Annotated in this window: 19 protein-coding genes; 10 read left to right on the top strand and 9 right to left on the bottom strand. The window is 69.8% G+C overall.

The genetic code is table 11. The features are described from left to right. Positions 1-27: 27 nt before the first annotated feature. Both FFS72_RS12315 and FFS72_RS12310 read left to right on the top strand, forming a co-directional pair. Positions 28-2,340, top strand: coding sequence for an ATP-binding protein (locus tag FFS72_RS12315; protein ID WP_137874199.1), 2,313 nt, complete (start codon positions 28-30; stop codon positions 2,338-2,340). A gap of 144 nt (positions 2,341-2,484) precedes the next feature. After that, on the top strand, positions 2,485-2,865 hold the full coding sequence (locus FFS72_RS12310; protein ID WP_249353260.1) for a Zn-ribbon domain-containing OB-fold protein: 381 nt from the start codon (positions 2,485-2,487) through the stop codon (positions 2,863-2,865). 31 nt (positions 2,866-2,896) lie between these two features. Here FFS72_RS12310 and FFS72_RS12305 read toward each other — a convergent pair whose 3' ends face one another. Then, the gene (locus FFS72_RS12305) at positions 2,897-4,186 is read right to left on the bottom strand and encodes a M1 family metallopeptidase (RefSeq protein WP_249353267.1); all 1,290 of its coding nucleotides are present in this window, start codon (positions 4,184-4,186) and stop codon (positions 2,897-2,899) included. A 124-nt stretch (positions 4,187-4,310) separates the two neighbouring features. Beyond that, positions 4,311-8,189 (bottom strand): Pls/PosA family non-ribosomal peptide synthetase, encoded by a 3,879-nt coding sequence (locus FFS72_RS12300; protein ID WP_137874197.1) that lies wholly within the window; start codon positions 8,187-8,189, stop codon positions 4,311-4,313. A 236-nt stretch (positions 8,190-8,425) separates the two neighbouring features. On the opposite strand from FFS72_RS12300, the gene FFS72_RS12295 reads away from it, so the two are divergent. Then, entirely contained in the window at positions 8,426-8,953 is a 528-nt protein-coding gene (locus tag FFS72_RS12295) for a hypothetical protein (protein WP_137874196.1), read from the top strand. 8 nt (positions 8,954-8,961) lie between these two features. Here FFS72_RS12295 and FFS72_RS12290 read toward each other — a convergent pair whose 3' ends face one another. Beyond that, positions 8,962-10,221, bottom strand: a complete 1,260-nt coding sequence (locus FFS72_RS12290; RefSeq protein WP_137874195.1) for a PucR family transcriptional regulator — start codon at positions 10,219-10,221, stop codon at positions 8,962-8,964. A gap of 131 nt (positions 10,222-10,352) precedes the next feature. On the opposite strand from FFS72_RS12290, the gene FFS72_RS12285 reads away from it, so the two are divergent. Genes FFS72_RS12285 through FFS72_RS12275 form a run of 3 tightly spaced genes read left to right on the top strand, consistent with a single transcriptional unit; the run spans position 10,353 to position 13,496 of the window. Continuing rightward, positions 10,353-11,216, top strand: a complete 864-nt coding sequence (locus FFS72_RS12285) for an SGNH/GDSL hydrolase family protein (RefSeq protein WP_137874194.1) — start codon at positions 10,353-10,355, stop codon at positions 11,214-11,216. A gap of 49 nt (positions 11,217-11,265) precedes the next feature. Continuing rightward, complete coding sequence (locus tag FFS72_RS12280) at positions 11,266-12,609, top strand: spinster family MFS transporter (protein WP_212744350.1); 1,344 nt, start codon at positions 11,266-11,268, stop codon at positions 12,607-12,609. A 26-nt stretch (positions 12,610-12,635) separates the two neighbouring features. Then, positions 12,636-13,496 (top strand): poly(ethylene terephthalate) hydrolase family protein, encoded by an 861-nt coding sequence (locus FFS72_RS12275; protein ID WP_249353259.1) that lies wholly within the window; start codon positions 12,636-12,638, stop codon positions 13,494-13,496. A gap of 21 nt (positions 13,497-13,517) precedes the next feature. On the opposite strand, the gene FFS72_RS12270 is transcribed toward FFS72_RS12275, so the two are convergent. Beyond that, positions 13,518-14,870, bottom strand: a complete 1,353-nt coding sequence (locus tag FFS72_RS12270) for an NAD(P)/FAD-dependent oxidoreductase (RefSeq protein ID WP_137874193.1) — start codon at positions 14,868-14,870, stop codon at positions 13,518-13,520. Between the two features lie 182 nt (positions 14,871-15,052). Here FFS72_RS12270 and FFS72_RS12265 point away from each other — a divergent pair, with 182 nt between their 5' ends. Further along, positions 15,053-15,655, top strand: a complete 603-nt coding sequence (locus FFS72_RS12265; protein ID WP_249353258.1) for a class I SAM-dependent methyltransferase — start codon at positions 15,053-15,055, stop codon at positions 15,653-15,655. Here FFS72_RS12265 and FFS72_RS12260 read toward each other — a convergent pair. Beyond that, the gene (locus FFS72_RS12260) at positions 15,567-15,875 is read right to left on the bottom strand and encodes a DUF3703 domain-containing protein (RefSeq protein WP_249353257.1); all 309 of its coding nucleotides are present in this window, start codon (positions 15,873-15,875) and stop codon (positions 15,567-15,569) included. The two genes, FFS72_RS12265 and FFS72_RS12260, sit on opposite strands and share 89 nt — an antisense overlap. 132 nt (positions 15,876-16,007) lie before the next feature. Between FFS72_RS12260 and FFS72_RS12255 the strand changes: the two genes are divergently transcribed. Further along, positions 16,008-17,435, top strand: coding sequence for a sensor histidine kinase (locus tag FFS72_RS12255; RefSeq protein ID WP_249353256.1), 1,428 nt, complete (start codon positions 16,008-16,010; stop codon positions 17,433-17,435). On the opposite strand, the gene FFS72_RS12250 is transcribed toward FFS72_RS12255, so the two are convergent. The 4 genes from FFS72_RS12250 to FFS72_RS12235 form a co-directional block, all read right to left on the bottom strand. After that, positions 17,405-18,085, bottom strand: coding sequence for a response regulator transcription factor (locus FFS72_RS12250; RefSeq protein ID WP_137874191.1), 681 nt, complete (start codon positions 18,083-18,085; stop codon positions 17,405-17,407). The genes FFS72_RS12255 and FFS72_RS12250 overlap by 31 nt on opposite strands. A gap of 67 nt (positions 18,086-18,152) precedes the next feature. Continuing rightward, positions 18,153-20,048: an alkyl/aryl-sulfatase gene (locus FFS72_RS12245; RefSeq protein ID WP_137874190.1), complete on the bottom strand. Its 1,896-nt coding sequence runs from the start codon at positions 20,046-20,048 to the stop codon at positions 18,153-18,155. Between the two features lie 12 nt (positions 20,049-20,060). Beyond that, a complete protein-coding gene (locus tag FFS72_RS12240) occupies positions 20,061-20,498 on the bottom strand; it encodes a DUF6069 family protein (RefSeq protein ID WP_137874189.1) in 438 nt (145 codons plus the stop codon). A gap of 166 nt (positions 20,499-20,664) precedes the next feature. Further along, positions 20,665-21,591 carry an EamA family transporter gene (locus FFS72_RS12235; protein WP_137874188.1) on the bottom strand — a complete coding sequence of 309 codons (927 nt, stop codon included), beginning with the start codon at positions 21,589-21,591 and terminating at the stop codon, positions 20,665-20,667. A gap of 89 nt (positions 21,592-21,680) precedes the next feature. On the opposite strand from FFS72_RS12235, the gene FFS72_RS12230 reads away from it, so the two are divergent. Beyond that, positions 21,681-22,613, top strand: coding sequence for a LysR family transcriptional regulator (locus FFS72_RS12230; protein WP_137874187.1), 933 nt, complete (start codon positions 21,681-21,683; stop codon positions 22,611-22,613). 247 nt (positions 22,614-22,860) lie between these two features. Next, positions 22,861-24,219: an ammonium transporter gene (locus FFS72_RS12225; protein WP_050063525.1), complete on the top strand. Its 1,359-nt coding sequence runs from the start codon at positions 22,861-22,863 to the stop codon at positions 24,217-24,219. Positions 24,220-24,283: the final 64 nt, after the last annotated feature.

The following is a 24,283-nucleotide window of genomic DNA, read 5'->3' as shown; positions in this document are numbered from 1 at the left end:
AGGTGGGGAACGTGAGAGTGAGGTGCCGTGGTCGCATCGTCCGCGGCGCGGAGCGTCGGAAACCTACCCCACGAGCTGACCAGTTTCGTCGGTCGGCGCCGCGAGGTGACCGAAGCGCGGCGCTGCCTCGCCTCCTCCCGGCTGGTCACCCTCACAGGCATCGGTGGTGTCGGCAAGACACGTTTGGCGCTGCGAGTGGCGCACGAGTCGCAACGCGCGTTCGCGGACGGGGTGTGGCTCGTCGAGTTCGGCGGGTTGTCGGCACCGGACCTCGTCGAGAACGCGGTCGCGGCCGCACTCGGGATCCGGGAGATAATGCCGGGGCAGCATGATTCCGTCGTCGACCACATCGGGGATCGAAGCCTGATGCTCGTGCTCGACAACTGCGAGCACCTCGTCGCCGCCGTCGCCGAACTTGCCGGCCGCCTGTTGCGGAGCTGCCGGAATCTGCACATCCTCGCCACCAGCCGCGAACCGCTCGGGGTGACCGGGGAAACGGTGCTCCGCGTGCCGCCGCTCGGTGTGCCCGATCCGGATCACCCTCGCCGTCGTGGCCTGATTCATTCCGAGGCGGTGACGCTGTTCGAGGAGCGTGCGGGCGCGGTGGTCCCCGGTTTCGACCTCAACGACACCAACCGCGCCGCGGTGACCCGGATCTGTCAGCGCCTCGACGGTCTGCCACTCCCGATCGAACTGGCCGCGGCAAGGCTGCGGGCGATGTCCCCGGATCAGATCGTTCAGCGCCTCGCGGACATGTTCATGCTGCTCAGTGCGGGTGGCAGGGAAGTGCCGACGCGGCAACAGACCCTGCGGTTGTGCATCGACTGGAGCCACGACCTGTGCACCCCGCGGGAGCAGGCGGCGTGGAGTCGGTTGGCTGTGTTCAGCGGGCGGTTCGAACTGGATGCGGCCGAGGCGATCTGCGCCGAGACGCTCGCATCTCACGAACTGCTCGACGTGGTGACGTCCCTGGTGGACAAGTCCATCCTGATCCGGGACGAGGAGGCAGGCGGAGTGGGCTACCGGATGCTCGAGACACTCCGCGATTACGGGCGGGAGAAGCTCGAGCTGACCGGTGACGGTCCCCGCCTGCGCCGCCGCCACCGCGATTGGTACGAGGCGTTCGTGGTGCCGGTCGAGCAGGAACTGCTCGGTCCGGGGCAGGCCGAATGGCTCGCCCGGCTGCACAGTGAACGCCCCAATCTGCGGGCGGCGATGGAGTTCTGCCTCGCCGATCCGATGGAGGCCGAGTCCGGCTTGCGGATCGCGACCGCGATGTGGCCCTACGCGTTGTCTCGCGGGCAGTTGGAGGAGGGCCGGTACTGGTTGGAGCGGGCGCTTGCCCATCAGGGTGGCGAGGCGACTGCCGTGCGGGCGCGTGCGCTGTGCGCGTACATCCTGCTGTCCAGCAACGAGGGCAGAACGGATGCGGCGGGCGCCAGCCTCGACGAGGCGCGTGCCGTCGCCGCAGCTGTGGGCGATCCGGTCATCGACGCGCAGTTCGCGCACGCCGAAGGATACTTCGCGTTGTTCTCCGGTGACGTGAGCGGAGCGCTGGACCGGTTCGCCGCCTGCCTCGACGTCTTCCGTGCCAGCGATCCGCTGCGGCTGGTGTCGGCGCTGCTCGGTATCGGTCTGGCGGCCGGGATCCTGGGCGACGTCGCCCGGGCGGTGCGATACCAGGAGGAGGCGCTGGCCATCGCGGAGGCGCACGACGACTCGGTCTACCGCGCGTACTGCCTCCTCGTGCTCGGCTTGGCGCTCGTACGAACCGATCGCGACCGGGCGCGGACACTCCTCGACCAGGTCGTGCGCCTCGAAAGGGATATCGGCGACCTCCTGGGGACAACGGTGGCGGTCGAGGCGCTGGCCTGGGTCGCAGAGGCGGACGGGGAGCCTCAGCGAGCGGCGGTGCTGCTGGGATCGGCTCAGTCGATGTGGAACGCCGTGGGCAGCGGCACCGTGAACGTCCTGGCGATGCGCGCCTTCCACGACGACTGTGTCGAGCGGACGACCCGCGCGCTCGGCGTGGCCGCGTACGCGGCGGCGTTCCGGCGCGGACTGGAGTCGAGCACCGAGGATTCGGTCGCGTACGCGCTCCGGGAGGCCACCGTCGACGTGGCAGCGCCGGCCGACGACCTGACGCGCCGCGAACGGCAGGTCGCGGACCTCGTTGCCGACGGTCTCACCAACCGGGCCATCGCGGAGCGACTGGTCATCTCGCCCCGGACGGTCGAGGGTCATGTGGAGCACGCGCTGACCAAACTCGGGTTCCGGTCGCGCAGTCAGCTCGCGGCCTGGGTCGCCGAGCAGAAGCAGCGAAAGCGCTCCGACCACTAGAAATGGCCACCGGAGGTGATTCGGGTACGGTGCCCTGTCGGGAAAAACAGGTATGCGAACGGGTACTTCTGCCGTCGTCGATCGGTGCATGGATCGGGAACATGGAACATGACAGTTCCAGTGCTCCAGGCAGAGGTGCGTTCGATGATCGAAGGCTCACATGTCGCCGTTCTTCCCCACGTCGCGGCGGACCGTCTGATGCTCCGCAGTTGCGACGACTGCAGCGCGCTGTCCGCTCCGGGCAGCGCTCACTGCTCGGACTGCGGCGGAACCTCGCTGTCCCGCGTCCCGTCGTGCGGCGTCGGGTCGATCGTCTCGAGCACGGTCGTCACCAGCCGCCCACGACGCGGCCCGGCCGCGGTCGAGGTGCCCTGCACCATCGCGATCGTCGAACTCGACGACGGACCGTGGACGTATGCGTGGATCGAAGGGCGCCCGCCCGCGCGGTCCGGTGCCCGGGTCCGCGTCCGGTTCGCCCACGAGGAGCCGGGGGAGCGGTACCCGTACTTCGTCTGCGCGGCCTGATCCGAGGTCGCGCGGCCGTGCGCGGGTAGCTTCAGGCGCCGTCCCGAAGCGCGGGCAGGTTCCTGTCGAACAGCCAGCCGTCCCACAGCGGCCGCAGCGAGTGATCGGCGAAGTGCGCCGCCAGGTCCGTGAAGTCCTCGGTCGTGACGGTTCCGTACCGGTGCTTGGCGGTCCACCTGTGGAGCAGCGCGAAGAAGTTGTCGTCGCCGAGTTCCGTGCGCAGCGCGTGCACGGTGAGCGCACCCCGCTTGTAGACCCGGTCGTCGAACATCAGCGTCGGTCCCGGATCGCCGAGCACGAGGTCGTACGGCAGCCCCGACTGTGTCCGATGCACCGCGGCAGCGATCTCCCGGGCGGTGGGTCCGCCGGAGTTCTCCGCCCACAGCCACTCCGCGTAACAGGCGAATCCCTCGTGCAGCCAGATGTCGCGCCACGCGCCGAGCGTGAGGCTGTTGCCGAACCATTGGTGGGCCAGTTCGTGAGCGACGAGCCGCTCCGATCCGCGCCTGCCGTCGCAATGGTTCGCGCCGAACACGGAGATTCCCTGTGACTCGACAGGAATCTCGAGTTCGTCATCGGTGACGACGACGGTGTAATCGGCGAACGGATACGGTCCGAACAGTCGGATGAACGTCTCCATCATCTTCGGCTGACGCCCGAAGTCGTGGTCGAATCGGGTGCGCAGACGCTGCGGCAGCACGGCGTGCATCGGCACCGACGTGTTGTTGGCGACCCGGCGCCGTTCGTAGTGGCCGATCTGGACGGTCGCCAGATACGTCGCCATCGGTTCGCTCTGCTCGTACACCCAGGTCGTGTGGCTGGCGCGAATCTGCTTGCGCACCAACGCGCCATTGGCGACCACATGGTAGGGAGAATCGGTGGTCACCGAAATCTGATAACTCGCCTTGGAGCTCGGATGGTCGTCGCACGGGAACCAGGACGCCGCACCATTGGGCTGGCTCGCGACGAGAGCGCCCTCGCTCAGTTCCTCCCAGCCGACCTCGCCCCACGGCCCGCGGACCGGCTTCGGGGTGCCCGAGTACTGGACCGTCACCGACAGCGCTCCGCCCGACGGGATCTTCTGGGCGGGCGTGATGGTGAGCTTGCCGTTCTGGTGCGTGTACTTGGCGGCGCGGGAACCGTTGACCGTCACCTTGGACACGGCCAGTGTCTGCGACAGGTCGAAGGCGAACTTGTTGCGCGTCTGCGTCGTTGCCGCCGTGATGATCGCCTTCCCCGACAGTCGGTTGCTGGCGACCTTGTACGTCAGGTCCAGTTCGTAGCGCGAGACGCGGTAACCCCGGTTGCCCGCCTTCGGCATGTACGGGTCGATCGGCTCCTCGTAGAACTTGTTGCCTGAGCCCCCGGTGGCAACGGCTTTTGCAGTACCGCCGGTGGCGGCGGACTTGCCGCCGCCGGGGACAGCCATCTTGCCCGGTTTCATCTCAGGCACCCGTCCACGGGCCGATCGGGTTGCCCTGCCAGCGGGTGCTCGGCGGCACCACGTCACCGCGCATGACCAGTGAGGCCGGGCCGACCGTCGCGCCATCGCCGATTCCGGATGCGGGCAGCGCGACGCAGTGCGGCCCGAGGGTCGCGCCCGCGCCGAGGGTGACGGTGTCCATGGCCATGATCCGATCATGGAAAAGGTGTGTTTGCACGACACATCCGCGTTCGACCGTGGCGCCGTCGCCGAGGGACACCAGGTCGGCCTCGGGTAGCCAGTACGACTCGCACCACACGCCGCGGCCGATGGTCGCGCCCATTCCTCGCAGCCACACGTTCAGGACTGCGGTGCCGGTCGCGGCCCGTGCGAACCACGGCGCCGCAACGGTTTCGACGAAGGCGTCCGACACCTCGTTGCGCCACACGAACGAACTCCACAGCGGGTGCTCGGTGCGGCCGATCCGGCCGACCGTCAGCCACTTCGCCGCGACCGAGATCACACCGGCGACGGCGCCGGCGACCAGCAGTACGACACCGCTGAGGAGGGCCGCCGCCCAGTATCCGACGGCGCCCGCGAGCGCCTGCAGCGCGAACAGCACGCCCAATCCGATGCCGAACGTCACCATGACCGGCAGCAGGCGGCACGTCTCGACGGCGGCCCTCGCGACCTTGAGCCGCATCGGCGGTGCGAAGGTGCGCTCGGCGTCGCCGTCGCTGGCCGCGCGCCGCAACTTCACCGGCGGACTGCCCAGCCAGGACGAGCCGGACTTCGCCTTGGTCGGTGCCGCCGACAGCACCGCGACGAGGCCGTTCTTCGGGACGCGACGCCCGGGTCCCGCCATGCCGGAGTTGCCGAGGAAGGCGCGCTTGCCGACCTTGGCCTCCTGGATGTGGAGCCATCCGCCGCCCAGTTCGTAGGACGCGACCATGGTGTCGTCGGCGAGGAACGCGCCGTCGGCGACGGTGGTGAACTTCGGCAGGAGCAGGACGGTCGACGCCTCGACGTCCTTGCCGATGTTCGCGCCGAGCAGTCGCAGCCAGACCGGGGTGAGGAGGCTGGCGTAGAGCGGGAACAGGAAGGTGCGCGCGGAGTCGAGGAGTCGTTCGGTCGCCCACACCTGCCAGCCGACGCGGCTGCGGACGGGGTGGTAGCCCTCGGTGAGTCCGATGCCGAGGGCGCGGACCGCGGCGACGGTGAGGGCGGCGAACACGAAGAGGGCGAGCAGCGTGGCGACCGGCAGCCAGAGCAGGGCCTGGGGGATCGCGGCGCCGAGGTCGGGGGCGTCCGCGACCGCGCCGCCGATCACGGCGATGCCCGCGGCGAGGGCGATGATCGGCAGGGACGCGATGGCCAGCGACGTCAGGCCGTACACGGGAACCCACTGGCTGGCCTGCTGCGGCCGCTGCGTCGGCCACGGATGCTCGGCCTTGCCGACCTTGACCGCCGGTGAGCCGGCCCAACTCTGGCCGGCCTTCACGCGCCCGATGACGGCGGATCCGGGAGCGACCTCGGCGTTCTTGCCGATCTTCGCTCCGGGGAAGAGGGTCGAGCGGGAGCCGATGGCGGCGCCGTCGCCGATGCGGATGCCGCCGATGTGGATGACGTCGCCGTCGATCCAGTGCCCGGACAGGTCGACCTCCGGTTCGACGGAGCACCCTTCGCCGAGTTCGAGCATCCCGGTGACGGGAGGCAGGGTGTGCAGGTCGACGCCGCGGCCGATCGTGGCGCCGAGCGCGCGGGCGTAGTAGATCATCCACGGCGCGCCCGACAGGTTGGCGGCACCGCTGGCCTCGGTGAGCCGGTGCGCGACCCACAGCCGCAGATGTTCGCGCCCGCCGCGCGGGTAGGTGCCGGGTTGCAGGCCGCGCAACAGGATCCGGCAGCCCGCGACGGCGATGCCCATCCGGCCGATCGGTGTGATGAACAGGAGCACGCCGAGGAGCACCCACCACCACGACACCGCGGGTGCCCAGGGCACGTCGGTGAACCAGGCGAGGACGTTGTTCACGACGGCCAGCCACGTCACCCACTGCAGCCCGGTCAGGGTGGTCAGCGGGATCGTCCACAGAATCTGCTTCCACTGCGCCGACCGCGGTGTCGGCTCGACGGTGCGGATCTCGACGGCGTCGGTGGGGGCGAGGGAGTCGAGGTGTTCGGCGAGCGAACCCAGTCGGGGGTGGTCGTACAGTTCGGCGACGGTGACCTCGGGGAATCGCTCACGCAACGCCGTCACGAGTTGCGCGGCCGACAGCGATCCGCCGCCCGCGGCGAAGAAGTCGTCGTCGGCGCCGGTGATCTGTGCACCGAGGATCGACGACCACAGGCCCGCGACCCAGGCGGCGGTTCCGTCGAGTCCGGACTCCACGGCGGAGTCGTCGGCGCCCGGCAGCGGCCACGGCAACGCCGCCCGGTCGACCTTCCCGGACGTTCGGGTCGGCAGCTCGGCCATCAATGCCAGGCGTGGGACGAGGGCGGCGGGCAGTTGCTCGGCGAGGTGGGTGCGTGCGGCCGCGAGGTCGAAGTCGGGGTCGGTGCTGGCGAGATAGCCGACGAGGATCGAGTGGCCCGTCGAGGTCTTCCGGACCGCGGCGGCGGCACCGGCGACGCCGGGCAGGTTCTGCAACGCGTTGTCGACCTCACCCAGCTCGATGCGTCGCCCGCCGATCTTGACCTGGTCGTCGGCGCGACCCTGGAACAGCAGTCCCTCGAGTTCGAGGCGCACCAGGTCGCCGCTGCGGTAGGCGCGCTCCCAGCCGAGCGACGGCATCGGCGCGTACTTTTCGGCATCCTTCGCCGGATCCAGGTAGCGGGCCAGCCCGACACCGCCGATGACGAGTTCGCCGACCTCACCGACCCGGACCGGGTTGCCGTCGCCGTCGACGACGGCGAGGTCCCAGCCGTCGAGGGGGAGTCCGATGCTGACGGCGGACGTGCCGTCCATCTCGGCGGCGCATGCCACGACCGTGGCCTCGGTCGGACCGTACGTGTTCCACACCTCCCGGCCCGGCGTCGCGAGCCGCTCCACCAGTTCGGGCGGGCAGGCCTCGCCGCCGAAGATCAGCAGCCGCACGTCCTCGAGGGCTTCGGCGGGCCACAGCGCAGCCAGTGTCGGGACGGTGGAGACGACGGTGATGTCGCGGGACACCAGCCACGGGCCGAGGTCCATGCCGCTCCGGACCAGCGAGCGCGGGGCGGGAACGAGGCAGGCGCCGTGCCTCCACGCAAGCCACATCTCCTCGCAGGACGCGTCGAACGCGACGGACAGGCCTGCGAGGACGCGGTCGCCTGGGCCGAGCGGTTCGCCTTGCAGGAACATGCGGGCCTCGGCGTCGACGAACGCGGCGGCGTTGCGGTGGGTGACGGCGACACCCTTCGGCGTCCCGGTGGACCCGGACGTGAAGATGATCCAGGCGTCGTCGTCGAGGGCCGGGGGGTGTGGGGTGTTCTCGCGGGCGGGTGCGGTGCCCGCTTCGACGCCCTTGCCGGTGAGGACGGCCGCGACCTGGGCTTCCCCGAAGACCAGGTCGGCGCGTTCGTCGGGGTCGTCGGCGTCGACCGGGACGTAGGCCGCGCCTGCGGCGAGCACGGACAGAATCGCGGTGTAGAGGGCGTGGGAGCCGGACGGCATGCGGATGCCGACGCGGTCGCCTGCGCCGACTCCGAGGTCACCCAGCCACTGCGCGCCCCTCTGGATCTCGTCGAGCAGTTCGGCGTAGCTGAGGGTGGTGTCACCGTCGTCGATGGCCGGGGCGTCGGGATACGCGGTCGCGGTCGCGGTGACGATGTCGACGAGGGTGCGGGGTGCAGGAGCCAGTGGCGACCGAAGGTACGCGGCCGGGATCTGTTGGGAGCGATCCGAAGGTGATTGCAGGTGCAACGCCGGTGGTTCCTTCTCTCGTGGCTACCGAGTCCCCTGACCAGTGTCTCTCATGGTCGGCGGGCCTCGTGCCGGCGAAGTCGTGACCTCGCCGGCTGTTCGCGTGGTTCTCTCACGTCAAGTTTGCGAGTTGGTGAACGGATTTGCCGGACCGACGCGCGGCGAGCCCGCGCCGAGACCCTGTTCAGCGCCGTGTCGCAGCGGTTGGGTCGTGGCGCGGCCGATACGCTGCGCCGATGAACTCGCTCGCGACGATCGGCCGCCTGCGTTCGCTGATCGAGCATCCGAGGACCGGCGCCGAGGAACGAGATGCCGCCCAGCGGATGCTCGACCGACTGCTCGCGAAGACCCCTGGGACGGCAGGTTCCGGCCCGTCCGGTGCGCGCCGAGCCGGACTCGGCAGGCACGTGCGGATCGATCCCATCGTGGATGCCATCCGAACCGACATCACGCTTTCCCGGACCGTGCGCCCGGTGTCGGCGGTGCCGGGGGTCGCCGTCCGCGACCTGATCCGGGACGCACCGGACGGCGTCACCTTCGATGTGGCCGCCGACGGCGAGTGCGCGATCGTCGTCACCATCGAGGGCGTTCCGCAGTCCTGGGGATGGGTGGACGACGGCGGTGTGGAGTCGGTGAGCCCGGAACTGCAGGCCCTCGCGGATCGGCTCGCCGAGGTCGTGAACGGATACAACGACCGCGGTCCCGACGGCACGCCGCGCTTCTTCGGACGTGTCCGGATTCCCGGGCACACGCTGGTCTGGTAGCGGGCGTTTCAGGTGGGCGGCCCCGGGTACGTCGCCCGCCGCGCTGCCAGCGCCGCAACGAGTCGCACCACGTCCGGTGCCGACGCGACGTCCAACGCGGTCAGCGCGGCCACCTTCCGCAAACGGTAGACCACGGTGTTCGGGTGCACGTGCAGTGTCGACGCCACGGCCGCGCGGTCGCATCCCGCATCGAGGTACGCCTCGAGCGTCTCCAGCACAGCCGGGTGGGAGTCGAGGGGCGACAACAGGTTCGCGAGGACCGGGGACGCGGTGGTCGGCCGGGTGAGCTGGTACTCGAGTGCGACGTCCCGCAACTGCATCGTGCCCGAGCGGTGGCCGTAGCGGAGCGCGACGTCGAGGACCTCCTGGGCGTGCACGTAGGCCTGCGGGACGTCGGCAGGCGCCGCCACCGCCACACCGGCCAGGACGGCGGCGCCGATGGCCCGCTCCATGTCCCGCAGGCTCCGGCTGAGCTGTGTGTACTGCGCGCTGTCCTGCCAGTCTCCGGCGCCGGGTTCGCCCGCGAGGATCGGGATGAGTACACCACCGCCGCTGCCCGACAGGTTGCTCAGCGCCTCGTCGCGGCCGAGGGTGTCGAGTTCGCGTTGCAGGCGCCGCACCTTGCGGCGCTCGGCGACGACGGCGTCGACGGCAGCGGACTGCTCGTCCGGGTGCGGCTCCACGTGCAGCGCCACCACCCAGTAGAGCCTCGGTAGTTCGGCGCCCGCGCGTTGCGCGGCCACCGTCGGGTCCGCGCCCGACGTCAACGCCACGAACAGGGCGCGCCGTGCGGAGTCGTCGTCGCCGGGCAGCGCCCGGTCGGATCCGTAGCCGGCGAGCACGGCTGTCGTCGCGGCGAGCAGGTGCGAGTGGAGCAGGGTGCCCGCGCGGGCCACGTCGCCGGTGTCCTCGGGCCCGGCCAGGTCGCCGATCGCCGTCCACCAATGCTCGACCCCGAGGTGGTACGCGCGGAGCACCTCGGCCAGCGGCACCAGTTCCTCGGCGCGTCGCCGCGCCGATTCCCGGACCTCGGTCAACTCGCTGACGCCGGGCGGGCTCAGGGACCGCAGGCTGGCGACGAACACCTCGAGGTTGCGCCGAATGATCGCGGTTACGTCGCCGCGCACCGCTTCATCGGGCAGTGACCGGTAGTAGGGCACCTGCGTCCACACCGCCTCGACGGTGGCGGTGGTGATCGCGTGGGTGCGTTGGGCCAGATGATCCGCGAGGGGGCGACCACCCACGACGATCGGTTTGTCTGTGGACACAAAATCCCCTTGATTGTCGATTCGGACGCACAACGACCACCTGCTGCTTTCTGGCCAGTATGTAATCCACGCCACTCGGGATCAGACAAATCCGTGCATCCGGCGTCACCGAACCGAAGGAGACGAGTCTCGTGCACCTCAGGACCCGAACGGCAGTCGTCGTCGCAGCCGCAGGCTGCCTGCTCGCCGCCTCGGCAGGCGGTTCCGTGGCGCAGCCCGCCGGGACACTCGACTACGTCGCGCTCGGCGACTCGGCCGCAGCAGGGCCGCTGATCCCGGACCAGGACCCCGCGACCCCGGGCTGCCTGCGGTCGCTGCACAACTACCCGTCCGTCGTCGCGCAGTCCCTCGGCGCCCGCCTCACGGACGTGACGTGCTCGTCCGCGCGGAGCAGCCACATCGCGGACGTCGCGCAGACCACGTTCACCGGCGCCGTCCCACGGCAGGTCGACGCGCTCACCGCCGACACCGACCTCGTCACCGTCACGATCGGCGCGAACGACGTCAACCTGTTCACGACGGCGCTGCGGTGCCTCAACCCGCTGCCCGAACCGTCGGGCACCTCGTGCGCCGACACGTTCACCACAGGTGGCGTCGACCAGATGCGCGGACTCGTCGACCGCGCCGCTCCGCAGTGGGGCGAGACCCTGGACGAGATCCGGGCGCACGCCCCGAATGCCGAGATCGTCGTCGTCGGCTACGGCACCTACACCCGCCCCGGCGGATGCCCCGACCGGCAGCCGATGTGGCCGCGCGACGCCGACTACCTGCAGCGCGTGATGGATTCCGTCAACGACGCGATGGCGGAGCAGGTGCGTTCCCGCGCAATGACCTTCGTCGACATCCGGACCGTCACGGCCGGGCACGACATCTGCGCCGATCCGAGCCGGGCGCACTACGCCGGTGCCGTTCCGGCGGAATCCGCAGCGCCGCTGCACCCGACCGCGCTCGGCATGCAGGCGATCGGCGCGTACGTCGCCGACCAACTCCGCTGACCCGCAGTTCCCTCCAAGTCTCCCCGACCCGTCGACACCGAGGTTCCCCATGACGCGACCCGCGACGATCACCCATGCCCCGGCCACCGGCCGCACCACCATCCTGTCCGGCGCGCTGGTCGCGCTGTTCCTCGCCAATCTCCTCAACTTCTTCGACCGCGCGATCCCCTCGGTCGTCGCCGAACCCATCAAGACCGAATTCGCGCTCAGCGATCTGCAACTGGGCCTCGTCACGTCGGCGTTCACCGTCGTCTACGCAATCGCCGGACTCCCACTCGGCAGGCTCGCCGACCGGGGGAACCGCCCGGGGATCATCGGCGTCGGCCTGCTCGTGTGGAGTGGTCTGACTGCGGCGACCGGCGCCGCAGGCAACTACGTGCTGTTCATCCTCGCCCGGCTGGGCGTCGGGGTGGGGGAGGCCGCTTTCACGCCCGCCGCGAACTCGATGATCGGCGACCTCTATCCCGCGGATCGCCGCTCGCGGGCGGTCGGCATCTTCATGCTCGGGCTTCCGGTCGGTCTCATGCTGGCGTACTTCACCGTCGGACGGATCGCCGAGACCTTCGACTCGTGGCGGGCGCCGTTCTTCTTCGCCGCGGTCCCCGGCGTCGTCCTCGCGCTGGTGATGCTCCGCATGCGTGACCCCGAACGCGGGGCCGCGGAACAGGTCTCGACAACCGACTCCGGTCCGGTTCCGAACCCGATCCGGCACCTGCTGTCGATCCCCACACTGCGGTGGCTGATCCTCGCCGGGCTGACCTTCAACTTCGCGGCCTACGCGGTCAACTCGTTCACCGTCCCGCTCCTGATGCGGCAGTACGAGCTGAAGCTGACGTCCGCTGCCGTCCTCACCGGCGTGATCGTGGGGCTGACCGGGTTGTTCGGTCTGCTGCTCGGTGCCCGTTACGCGGACCGCGCCTCGGCCACGTCGCCGCGGGCTCGGCTCACCATCGGGGTCGTCACGACCGCAGCCGCGGCGCCGCTGACCGTGTTCGCGTTGATGCAGAACGGTGGGAGCGTCGCCGCGTTCACCGCCCTGTTCGCGTTCGGCTGGCTGCTCGCCTACGGCTTCTACATCAGCGTGTACCCGGCGATCCACGACGTCGTCGTGCCGCGACTGCGAGCGACGGCGACCGCCCTGTTCTTCGCCGCGATGTATCTCCTCGGCGGGTTTGCCGGACCCGTTGTCGTCGGCGGGCTCTCCGACCTCTTCGCCGAGCGAGCAGCGGAAAGCGCAGGGGTGCAGGATGTCACGGCGTTCGCCGGCGACGGCCTGAACTCCGCGATGTACCTGGTGCCGCTGATGCTCGCGCTGACCGCTGTGTTCATCCACCTCGCCGCTCGGCGCGTCGGTGCGGACTCGGCGCGGATGCACGCAAGCCTGACCGAATGACCCTCGAACCGAAAGGTGAACCAGCAATGCCGAAAGCGCGTGTGATGCTCCGCAGGACCGCTATCGCCGCCGCCGTGTGCGCGGTACTCGGGATGACCGTGCCGGTGGGCACGGCCACAGCCCAGTCGTCCGCGATCCCCGAGGTGGGGCATCGCTGGGCCGATGCGGGACCGTACACCCCGGAGGTCTCGATCGGGGTCGTGCACACCCTGTACTACCCGCGTGAGCTCGGTGCCCGCGGAGAGAAGCATCCGGTTGTGTTCTGGGGCAACGGGACCGGCGTCGTTCCCGGCGCCTACACCTCGCTGCTGCGTCACTACGCGAGCCACGGATTCATCGTGGTCGCGGCCAACACCCCGACGAGCAACTTCGCGATCACCATGCGGTCCGGCATCGATCTGGTCGCGGCCGAGGCGGCCGACCCCGGGAGCGTGTTCTACGGCAAGGTCGATCTGGACCGCATCGGTGCGGCAGGGCACTCGCAGGGTGGGTCCGGCGCGATCAACGCCGCCATCGACGACCGGGTCGACACCGTCGTCGCCATCCAGCCCGGACCGCTCAACGACGTCGACCTCATCGACGAGCCGGTGCTCTATCTCGCGGGTCAGGTCGACCTCGTCGTCTGGCCGTCGGTGGTGCGCGCGATGTACCGCGACGCCGACCACGTACCCGCCGAGTACCTGGAACTGCGCGGCGCCAGCCACTTCGGTACCGGCATCACCGGCGGCGCGATGCGCGGCCCGAGCACGGCCTGGCTGAGGTACTGGCTGCTCGACGACCCCAATGCCCGCGCGGAGTTCTTCGGCCAGAACTGCGGGTACTGCTCGGACACCCGGCAGTTCTCGGGTTTCGACCGGAACGACCTGGCCCGGCAGATCCCGGGCTGATGCGACCCGGCGATCAGGTGATCACCGGGTGGAAAGGAATCTGCGGCGCTGCAACAGGTCCCGGCCCACCCGGCCCACCTGGTCGCGAACGTCGCCTGCGACGTCCCGCCCCGCGACACCGGGACGCCGCAGGGCGCTCGCGACCGCGGCAGTGATGGTCCGGGGCGGGGTCATCTCGGACGGCGCGGCGACGCGGTTGTAGATGTCGGCGAGGGTCGCCGCGTAGTCGGGGCGGGACTGCGCGCGGTAGTACAGCTCGTACTCGATGGGGGACGGGGGTTGGCCTGCCGCGAGGACATTCGTCCACTGGTAGATCTCGATGCAGTCCCGCTCCCGCTGCGTCGCCCAGCGCGCGGTCGCCGCGTCGACCTTGTCGGGGATGACGCCCGTGCGGGATCCGAGGACCGGCGCGAGTGCCTCACCGAGGAGTCGGCCGTAGCGGTAGGCGTCCCGGATGCCCTGCGCGGTGACGGGATCCTTGAAGTGGCCTGCGTCGCCGGCCAGCGCCCAACCCGGGCCGCTGGACCGGCGGAAGTAGGACTCGATTCCGGTGCACGACCGTACCTGCGAGACGAGTTCGCATCCGGCGAGCCGCTTCGCGAGACCGGGCAGGGCGTCGACGCCCGCGAGGTACGCCTCGCGCACCTTGCGTCCGCGGAATTCGGGGATCAGGTCGATCGGTGGCTGCAGCAGCGACAGCACCTTGCCGTCGTCGCAGGGGAAGGCGGTGCCGAGGAGTCCGTCCACTCGCCACTGGCTCGCGATGTGGCGCAGATCCGCGTGCGGGTCCGTCCAGTAGGCGAAGTAGCAGGCGCGCCCGCTCGGCTGCGCCAGGAGGGGGACGTCGGCGCCGACTGCCTTCGCCACGAAGCTCTTTCGTCCGTCCGCGCCGATGACGATCGGTGCGCGCACCTCGTGCTCCCGGTCGTCGGAATCGGTGTAGCGGAGTCCGGCGACGCGGCCGCCCGTACGGACGAGCGCGGTGGCGGTGCACTGCTGCCGCACAACGGCGCCCGCGTCGATCGCGACCCCGAGGGTGACGGCGTCGAGGCGCGTGCGGCGCACGCACATCGCGTAGTCGATGCCGGACACCGCGGAATAGCCGGTCTCCCAGACGATGTCATCTAGGGCGGCCTGCGCGATCGGCATCCGCGGGGCGCCGATGGCCTCGACGGCGGGCAGGGCGCCGATCGCCTGGATCTCCGCCAGGGTCGTCGGCCACAGCAGATGGGTCGAGAGGGTGTCCGAGGGGAATCGCGCCGAGTCGATCGCGAGGACGTGGAGTCCACGCTGGGCCAGGGCGATGGCCGTGGCCGAGCCCGCACACCTGGCTCCGACGATCACCGCGTCGAACTGCTCGGTCGTGGGCTCCATCGGCTGAACCTCCGGTCGCGTCGCCGTACCCCGCCACTGCACGCGCACTTCCAGTGTCCGGCACGTGCCGGACGGCGGGTGGCGATTCGCTTCGGAACCGCTCTTGCTGATTGAGCAAGGTTCATTGCCGTAGTGCCGCACTCGCGGCAAGGTTGTCGGGGAGATCCACAGAGGAGTGACGGATGAAGATGGACGCCCGGTTCTGGGACGAGAGGTACGCAGGCACGGAACAGCTGTTCAGCGGTGCAGTCAACGGGGTGCTCGTCACCGAGGTGGCCGGCATGACGCCCGGACGCGCACTGGATGTCGGGTGCGGTGAGGGCGGCGACGCGCTGTGGCTGGCCGAACAGGGCTGGCGGGTGACGGCACTCGACGTGTCCCAGGTCGCCCTCGACCGCGCTGCGGCGCTGGACGTCGACGGCCGCGTCGAGTGGAGGCAGGCCGACCTGACGGCGTCCGCACCCACCTCGGGATCGTTCGATCTCGTCTCCGCGCAGTACTTTCCGGTCGTCAGGCAGCACGATCACGCGACTGTCCGCGGACTGCTCGCGGCGGTGGCTCCGGGTGGAACCCTGCTGATCGGCCATCACGATTTCGGGGACCTGCCACCGCGCGAGGAACTCGACTTCGACCCCGCCGACTTCTACGCGCCCGCCGACATCGCCGACCTCCTCGGCGACGAGTGGACGGTGGAGATCAACGAGACCCGGGCGCGGACCGCGCCTGCGCCTGCCGGGACGCACCACTCGCACGACACCGTGCTCCGTGCCCGCCGCGTGAGGTGACGACGGCGACCACGGCTCCGACCTGCGCGGTGACCTCGCGGCCGTCGCGTAGACGCAGCGCGAGCCCGAGCATCGCCAGGTGTGTGCGGACGTGGGGCCACGGGAACGCCTCGGTCATCAGGTGGGCCAGTTCGAGGTGATCCCACTTCGCCGCGTCGGTGCTCGCGGTGCGGGCGTCGTACATCTCGGCCTCGTATGCGGAGTGGACACGGTCGGGCATCGTCGGCATCGGACTCTTTCGGCTCGGGCTCTCGGGACGCGGTGCGCGCCTTGAACCATGCTGGCCCCGCCATGCTTAGCGGACGCTGAGTAGCTGTTCGCCGGGCAGGTCGTCCTGGCTACTGTCGTTGTCGTGCGACCCCGAATCTCGACGTTGACGGGTCGGGTCCGGCGGTGGGCTCGACCGGTACGTGTCCGCCTGACGCTGCTGGCGACGCTGCTCGTCGCGGTCACCGTGACCTTTGCCGCGGGTGCGGTGCTCGTCGCGCTCTACCGCTCGGCGGGGTACTCGGCCGACGTCGCGACCACGGCCCGGGCGAGGCAGATCGAGGACGTCGCGCGTTCGGACGGTATCGGAGCCCTTCACGAGTCGGTGCTGACGCCAGGCAGGCACGTGGACGTCGTCCAGGTCGTCGATGGTGACGGCCGCGTGATCGTCAGCGGTCAGCGGTACCCGTCGGGGGCGTTGGGTCCTGCACTGCTGCCGGGCGGTTCGGACCGGATCGCAGGCGTGCGCGCCGCTCCGGACGGAACCCGGTACCGGGTCTCGTTCATCGGTGTCTCGACGCCGGACGCGGGCCCGGTCACGGTGGAGGTCGGCGCCGACGAGACCCGGCTCTACTCGCGTGTCCTGTTCCTCGGCGCGCTCAGTGCCGTGGTGATCCCATTCGTCGTGCTGGGGACCGCGTTGCTTGCCTACTACGTCATCGGCCGCGCGCTGACACCGGTGAGGGACATTCGCAGGCAGGTCGACGAGATCTCCGGCGGCGACCTGAACCAGCGGGTCCCGGTGCCGGACACCGGTGACGAGATCGCAACGCTGGCCGTCACGATGAACGCGATGCTCGACCGGATCGACACCGCGCGCAGCGAGCAGATGCGGTTCGTGAACGACGCGTCGCACGAGCTCAACAGTCCGCTGACCACCCTCGTCGGTCTGCTCGACCTGTCGCGGACGATGCACCGCCCGATCGACCCGGAGACCGTCGAGACGGTGATGATGCCGGAGGCGCTCCGGTTGCAGGGCATGGTCGCGGACCTGCTGTTCCTGGCCCGCGCCGACGAGAACGGCGTGCCGCTGCGCGTGGCGGACGTCGATCTCGACGAGGTGGTCGCCGCGGATGTCGCCCGCCTGGAAGCGCTCGGCGGGCGGGTGGTGACCGCGCACATCGTCGCGGCGCGTGTTCGCGGCGACGAGGAGAAGTTGGCGCGCGCCCTGCGGAACATCACCGACAACGCGGTCAGGCACGCCGACGGCAGCATCGACGTCACGATGACCGTCCGGGACGGACGGGTGAGCGTCGTCGTCTCCGACGACGGACCGGGAATCGACGAGTCCGACCGGGAACGCGTCCTGGAGCGGTTCGTTCGCCTCGACGCCACCCGCGATCGGGCGCGCGGCGGGTCGGGTCTCGGTCTGGCGATCGTCACCGAGATCGTCCGTGCGCACGACGGTCACGTCACCGTGGCGGGCGCCTCGAGCGGCGGCGCGGCGGTCGGGTTCGACCTGCCGCTGCAGACGTGGGCGGATCAGCCGCCGCCGTCGGCCGCGAGCCGGTAGCCGACACCACGGATCGTCTCGATGGCCTTGCAGCCGAACGGGGTGTCGATCCGGCGCCTCAGATAGCTGATGTACACCTCGACGACGTTCTCGTCGCCCCGGTAGTTGACGTCCCACACCGCCTGCAGGATCTCCGCCTTCGTCACGACCTCGCCCTTGCGTCGCGTCAGGTACACGAGGACCCCGAACTCTCGTGGTGTCAGGGTCAATTCGGTGTCGCCGCGCATCGCGACATGAGACGCGGGGTCGACGGTCAACGATCCGGCCGTCAGCACGGTCGGTCGGGCCGGCGCCCCCCGACGTACCAGCGCACGCAGTCGCGCCGTCAGCACCACGAACGAGAAGGGTTTCGTCAGGTAGTCGTCGGCGCCGAAGTCGAAGGCGTCCGCCTGGTCGTACTCCCCGTCCTTCGCGGTCAGCATCAACACCGGAGTCCAGACGCCCGTTGTCCTGAGTTCCCGCACCACCTCGTACCCGTTGAGCCCGGGCATCATGATGTCGAGGATCACGACGTCGAAGTGTTCCGTACTCGCCTTCTCGAAACCGGCACGCCCGTCGTGCGCGACGTCGACGACCCAGCCCTCCGCGACCAGCATGCGGCAGACCGTTTCCGCCACGCCGGGGTCGTCGTCCACCACGAGTACGCGCACGGGCCCCACTATTCCCGTTCTCGCCGCCGCCGTGTTGTGCGTCGCGGCGGCGGCGAGAACGGTCGGGCTACGGGGTGACGATTGCGAAGTCCGGGTCGGGCTCGTCGAGGTAACCGACCATCTCGACCAGCACCGCTGGGTCGCCGCCCACGGTGATCGTGCCGTCGGCGATCATCGCGGCCATGTCACCACCGCCGATCAGCGCGGAGTGCAGGGCGGCGTTCGACAGCGTGAAGGTCGCGTCGGGGCTCGCGAGGTCACCGGTCACATCGAAGTGGACGAGAAGCCCATTGCGCAGATGGGTGCGGTGCACGACGTCGGAATCGCTCACCTTCCAGTCGATGGCGATGTCCGCGGACCACGCCTTCGGCCCGTCGACGCGCAGTGCGATGGCGTCGAAGAGCTGCTCGACACTCAGCGCATTCGCGATGTCGGGGGACGCGGTCGCCGTCGGCGTCCCGACCGGTCCGTTGCGCAGTTCGTAGGCGCCCATCAGGAAGAAGTTCCGCCAGGTGCCGTTCTCCGACCCGTACCCGAGCTGCTCGAACGCGTCCGCTTGCAGTGCCTTGGCTTCCGCGTTGTCGGGCTCGGCGAAGATCACGTAGTTCACCACCTGCGTCACCCAGCGGAAGTCGCCCTCGTCGAACGACTTTCGGGCCTTCTCGAGGACCGTGTCGACGCCGCCCATGAACTCGACGTGACGCGCCGCGGACTCGGCGGGCGGATGCTCCCACAGGTGCGCCGGGTTGCCGTCGAACCACCCCATGTAGCGCTGGTAGATGGCCTTCACGTTGTGGCTGACCGAGCCGTAGTAGCCGTGCGTGTGCCACACCTGCTCGACGCCGGGCGGCAGCTGGATGTCCTCGGCGATCTCGATTCCGGTGGCGCCCTTGTTCAGTGCCCGCAGCGTCTGGTCGTGCAGGTATCCGTAGAGGTCGCGCTGCACCGAGAGGAACTCGGTGAGCCGTTCCGTCCCCCACGTCGGCCAGTGGTGCGACGCGAACAGCACGTCCGAGCGCCCGGCATACCTGTGGATCGACTCGGTCAGGTACTTCGCCCACACGTGCGGGTCGCGGACCAGCGCACCGCGCAGCGTCAGCAGATTGTGCAGGGTGTGAGTGGCGTTCTCCGCCATGCACAGCGCCCGCAGATCGGGGAAGTAGAAGTTCATCTCGGACGGTGCCTCGGTGCCCGGCGTCAGCTGGAACTCGATGGTGATGCCGTCGACGATCTCCGTCTGCCCGGTGTGGTCGATGTCGAGGGTCGGGTTGATCAGCGTCGGGGTTCCGGTCGACGTCGTCGGGCCGAGACCTGCGCCGATGGAACCGCGCGGCCCCCGCGGCAGTGCCGCCCCGTACATGTAGGCGGCCCGCCGCCCCATCGCCGTTCCGGCGTAGACGTTCTCGGCGACCGCGTGCTCGACGAAACCGGTCGGTGCCAGGACGGGGCAGCGACCCGAGTCGACGTCCTCCTGGGTCGTGACACCCTTGACGCCGCCGAAATGGTCGATGTGGCAGTGCGAATAGATCACGCCCGTCACCGGACGGTCCCCGCGGTGCTCGCGGTACAGGGCCAGGCCCGCAGCGGCCGTCTCCTCGGAGATCAACGGATCGATCACGACCACGCCCGTGTCGCCCTCGACGAGGGTCATGTTGGACAGGTCGAGTCCACGGATCTGATAGATGCCGTCGGCGACCTCGTACAGGCCCTGCATGGCGCACAGTTGCGACTGACGCCACAGGCTCGGGTGGACGGTGTCGGGGCACTCCTCGGAGAGGAACGCGAAAGCGTCGCTGTTCCAGACGGTCTCGCCTGCATCGTTGCGAACGATGCCCGGCTCGAGTGAGGCGATCAGGCCGCGCTGCGCGTCCTCGAAGTCCTGGGTGTCCGAGAACGGCAAGGCGCGCGTCGACTCGGCGTGCTGTGCCTCGATGCTCGCGACAGCGGGTTTCTGGTCGGTCATCGTTCTCCTCGTTCAGTTGGTTCGGGCGGACCTCGCGACACCGCTCAGCAATGTCACGATGGCGATTCCGACGACGAAATAGATGGCCGCGCTGCAGAGCCGGGACGCGGCCGTCCCCGCGGCCGCGAACGGCAGCAGTGCGACGGCGATGGTCGCGAGCACACCGATCCAGCCGAAGAAGCTGGTCGCCCGGGGCGTGGTGAGCAGCAGGACGTGGAGCAGTGCGGTGGCGATCAGGGCAGCGACCACCGCGTGCCCGGCGAGGTTCGCGGCCTGGGAGTCCCCGATCCCGGTCGCGGGCGTGATGACCGGAACGTCGAGGACGTCGCGGACGAGGAGCAGTCCCACGAGCGCAGCGAGCGCCGCGACCAGGGCCGTTGCGGCCCCACCCGCCCACAGTCGCTTCGCGTCGACCGTCGTGGTGGATGGCCCGGGTCGATTCGCGGTCAACGAGAACCCCTTCCGTCGGTGCCGTCGGTTACCGGTTCCGACGCTAGGGCGTCCGGGAGGACGCTGGCCTCATCCCACGCGGGTGAGGTGTGGGCACCTTTGCAGGGCAGACAATGGCGCGGCCCCGCTACCTGGGGCGGAGGGCCTGCGCAGGTGCGCGCGGCCGTCACTGCCGGGCCGGAACACGGTGCTCCTCCGGGTGTGGAGTGAGCAACCGCGCGGGTTCGCTCGCCGACGCGGTGATGCCGATGCTCGCAACCACGACGAGTGCGATGGCAGCGAGGCGGGTGAGCCCGACGGACTGGTCGAGGAGCAGCCATCCGGCGACGAGCGCCATGATCGGCTCGAAGCTGAGGAGCACCCCGAAGACGTGACGGGGCAGGCGGCGCAGGGCGGCGAGTTCGAGCGTGTACGGAATCACCGACGCCAGGACGGCGGTGGCCGCCGCGATCGCGAGCAGTCGCGGGTCGGTCAGCGCACTCGCGGCACCCGACGCGCCGACGGGGAGCACGCAGACCGCCGCGACCGCCAGTGCGACCGCGAGACCCCCGTGGCCCGGCACGGTCTCGCCCACCTTCGCCGTCGCGAGCACGTACAGCGCCCAGAACACCGCCGCGACGAGAGCGAAGGCGATGCCGACCGGGTCCAGGGACGATGCGGTCAGGGCGTTCTCGAGTCCGAGGAGCGTCATGCCCGCCAGTGCCAGCGCCACGCACGCGAGGTCGCGCCGGCGTCGGGAGAGGACCGCGGCGAGCAGGAGTGGGCCGAGGAACTCGATCGAGACCGCGACCGCGAGGGGAATGCGGGCGATGGAGGCGTAGAAGAACCCGTTCATCCCGGCGAGGGCGCAGCCGAGGACGAGCACGGACCGCCACTGGTGACGTGTCCACCTGTCCGCGCGAGGACGGACCACGACGAGGAGGATCGCCGCCGCGATCGTCAGTCGTAGCGCTGTGACCGCCCACGATCCCATCACGGGAAAGAGGTGGGCGGCCGTCGCCGCCCCGAACTGCAGCGAGACGCACGATCCGAGGACAAGTGCCACCGCGGGCGTGTTCGCGCCGGTCGTCGTGGGGCGGGGGAGGACGGTCACCCATTCAGCATTGCCACCGTCGTATCATCAGTCCAGCGAATTGTTCTTCGCTATTTCGGTCAGTAGAACTAATCAATAGGTGGGACGCCGTGCTGAACGTCATGCGGTTGCGGATGCTGTGCGAACTCCACCGCCGCGGCACGCTCGCCGAGGTCGCCCAGGCACTGTCGTACACGCCGTCCGCGGTGTCGCAGCAGTTGTCGCTGCTCGAACGGGAGACGGGCGTGACGCTGTTCGAGCGCGTTGGCCGGGGAGTGCGCCTCACCGACGACGCCGTCGGTCTCGTCGCGCACGCCGAGGCCGTGCTGGCCCGCCTCGAACAGGCCGAATCCGAGCTTGCCGCCGCGCAGCCCCAGATCCGGGGCACGCTGCGCGTCGCGTCGTTCCAATCCGTCGTCGTCGAGTTGGCCCCGCCAGCACTGACCCTGCTGGCGGAGCGGCATCCGCAGCTGCGGGTCGAGATCAGTCATCGCGAGGTCGGGCCCGCCTACAGTGCGCTCCTGTCGCATCAGTTCGACGTCATTCTCGGGGAGGAGTATCCGGGTCTGCCCGATGAGATCCGGGTCGGCGTCGACCGAGCCGATCTCGTCCGCGACCGGCTGTGCCTGGCCGTCCCCGCCACCGGACCGTGGGCGTCGGCGCCGAATGTGTTGGCGGATCTGCGTGCGGCGCCGTGGGCCCTGGACCCGGCGGACTCTCCGACCGGGGCCTGGGGGCGGGCCGTCTGTCGTACCGCAGGTTTCGAGCCTCCGATCGCGTTCGAGAACTCCGATCCGCTCCTGCAGGCACACCTCGTGAGCTCGGGGCACGCCGTCGCCTTCATTCCCGCGCTGATCGCCGGACGGCATCAGGGCGGCGTCCAGCTGATCGGCCTGCCCGGCGACCCGCATCGGACGTTGCACACCGCCGTGCGCGACGGACGGGCCGCACATCCCGCGGTCCGTGCCTTCCGGGCGGCGCTCGCGGAGGTTGCGTCGGAACGCGCGGCCATCCCGGTCGCGCGGTGGCTGGACGACGCCTGACACAGGCTCTTTCGTGTGCCGGAGATGCAACGCTCGTGTGACGCTTGCGTTACCACTTCCGGTGTCATGATTCCGTCGGGTTGCCAAGTGCTGCAACCCGATCCGCGTTAACTCAGAGTTCACGCACACCGCTTGCGTGCTGTGAGGCGGCAGTCCACTCTCGGGTGACGACGATTCCCTCCGTAAGACGGGCGTCGCACCCACCGCCGATCGAGCGGTGGCTCCTTCGAACGTAAAGGTGGACCGCATGGATCAGGCTCTTGCCGCGGCCAATACCGCCTGGATCCTCGCCGCCACCGGCCTGGTGGCGTTGATGGTTCCGGGTCTGGCGCTCTTCTACGGCGGCATGGTGAGTGTCCGCAGCACCCTCAACATGATGATGATGACCTTCGGTGCGTTCGCACTGGTCGGCGTCCTGTGGGTGCTCTTCGGCTACTCCGCGGTCTTCGGTGACTCGCTCGGCGGCGCCGGACTGCTCGGCGACCCGCTCGAATATCTCGGCCTCGGCCAACTTCTCGAGGCCCCGGCCGAACCCGGACTGCCGCCCGCCCTCTTCGCGGCGTTCCAGATGCTGTTCGCCGCCATCACCGTCGCCCTCATCTCCGGTGCCGTCGCGGACCGCCTCAAGTTCGGCGCGTGGATGGGCTTCACAGCGATCTGGCTCACCCTCGTCTACTTCCCGGTTGCCCATTGGGTCTTCGCGTTCGACAGCTCCGACGGCTCCGTCATCGGCGGCTGGATCGCGAACACCCTCGGCGCCATCGACTTCGCAGGCGGCACCGCCGTCCACATCAACGCAGGCATCGCCGCCCTCGCGCTGATCCTGGTGCTCGGCAAGCGGCACAACTTCGCGAACCCGCCTCGACCGCACAGTCTTCCGCTGACCATGCTCGGCGCAGGCATCCTGCTCTTCGGCTGGCTCGGCTTCAACGGTGGCTCCGCGCTCGCGGCGAGCAACAGTGCATCGGTGGTCGTGCTGAACACCCTCGCGGCGTCGTGTGCAGGCATCTGCGCCTGGCTGCTCGTCGAGCGGATCCGCACCGGCCACTCCACCACGCTCGGTGCGGCCTCCGGCCTGATCGCGGCACTCGTCGCCATCACCCCCGCCTGTGGTGCGGTCTCCCCGATCGGCGCTCTCGTCATCGGCGCCGTCGCCGGTGCGGTGTGCTGCGTGGCGATCTCGCTGAAGTTCAAGCTCGGCTACGACGATGCACTCGACGTCGTCGGCATCCACCTCGTCGGCGGTGTGCTCGGCACCCTGCTGATCGGATTCCTCGCCACCGAGGCGGCCCCGAACGGTGTCGCGGGCCTGTTCTACGGCGGCGGACTCGGTCTCCTCGGCAAGCAGACGGTGGCTGTGGTTGCGGTCCTCGCCTACTCGTTCGCCGTCACCTGGCTCATCGCCAAGGGCATCGACAAGGTCACCGGCCTGCGCGTCGACCACGAGGTCGAGCGTGACGGCCTCGACGTCGCGGTGCACGGCGAATCCGCCTACTCCGTCGAGGCACCCGAGCTCGGCGGGGCGGTCGTCACCACCGACGCCGACGACGTCGCCGTCGCCGCGGAGGCCATCACCGAGAAGGCGGTCACCGAGAAGGTCACCTAGGGCATGTCACCCGATCCCTCGGGTTCAGGGGTAGGACCGTCCCCAGCAACGCGGTTCTGAACCC

Source organism: Rhodococcus sp. Q (genome assembly GCF_005503035.1).
Classification (GTDB): Bacteria; Actinomycetota; Actinomycetes; order Mycobacteriales; family Mycobacteriaceae; genus Rhodococcus_G.
The sequence above is the reverse complement of the archived record's forward strand: the minus strand, read 5'-3'. Positions and strand labels throughout refer to the sequence as shown.

Bases quoted from the DNA above. Each gene is read 5' to 3' on its own strand.
- FFS72_RS12310 (WP_249353260.1), top strand. From the start codon at position 2,485: ATGATCGAAGGCTCACATGTCGCCGTTCTTCCCCACGTCGCGGCGGAC.
- FFS72_RS12305 (WP_249353267.1), bottom strand. From the start codon at position 4,186: ATGCCGAAGGCGGGCAACCGGGGTTACCGCGTCTCGCGCTACGAACTG.
- FFS72_RS12295 (WP_137874196.1), top strand. From the start codon at position 8,426: ATGAACTCGCTCGCGACGATCGGCCGCCTGCGTTCGCTGATCGAGCAT.
- FFS72_RS12280 (WP_212744350.1), top strand. From the start codon at position 11,266: ATGACGCGACCCGCGACGATCACCCATGCCCCGGCCACCGGCCGCACC.
- FFS72_RS12275 (WP_249353259.1), top strand. From the start codon at position 12,636: ATGCCGAAAGCGCGTGTGATGCTCCGCAGGACCGCTATCGCCGCCGCC.
- FFS72_RS12270 (WP_137874193.1), bottom strand. From the start codon at position 14,870: ATGGAGCCCACGACCGAGCAGTTCGACGCGGTGATCGTCGGAGCCAGG.
- FFS72_RS12265 (WP_249353258.1), top strand. From the start codon at position 15,053: ATGAAGATGGACGCCCGGTTCTGGGACGAGAGGTACGCAGGCACGGAA.
- FFS72_RS12260 (WP_249353257.1), bottom strand. From the start codon at position 15,875: ATGCCCGACCGTGTCCACTCCGCATACGAGGCCGAGATGTACGACGCC.
- FFS72_RS12245 (WP_137874190.1), bottom strand. From the start codon at position 20,048: ATGACCGACCAGAAACCCGCTGTCGCGAGCATCGAGGCACAGCACGCC.
- FFS72_RS12225 (WP_050063525.1), top strand. From the start codon at position 22,861: ATGGATCAGGCTCTTGCCGCGGCCAATACCGCCTGGATCCTCGCCGCC.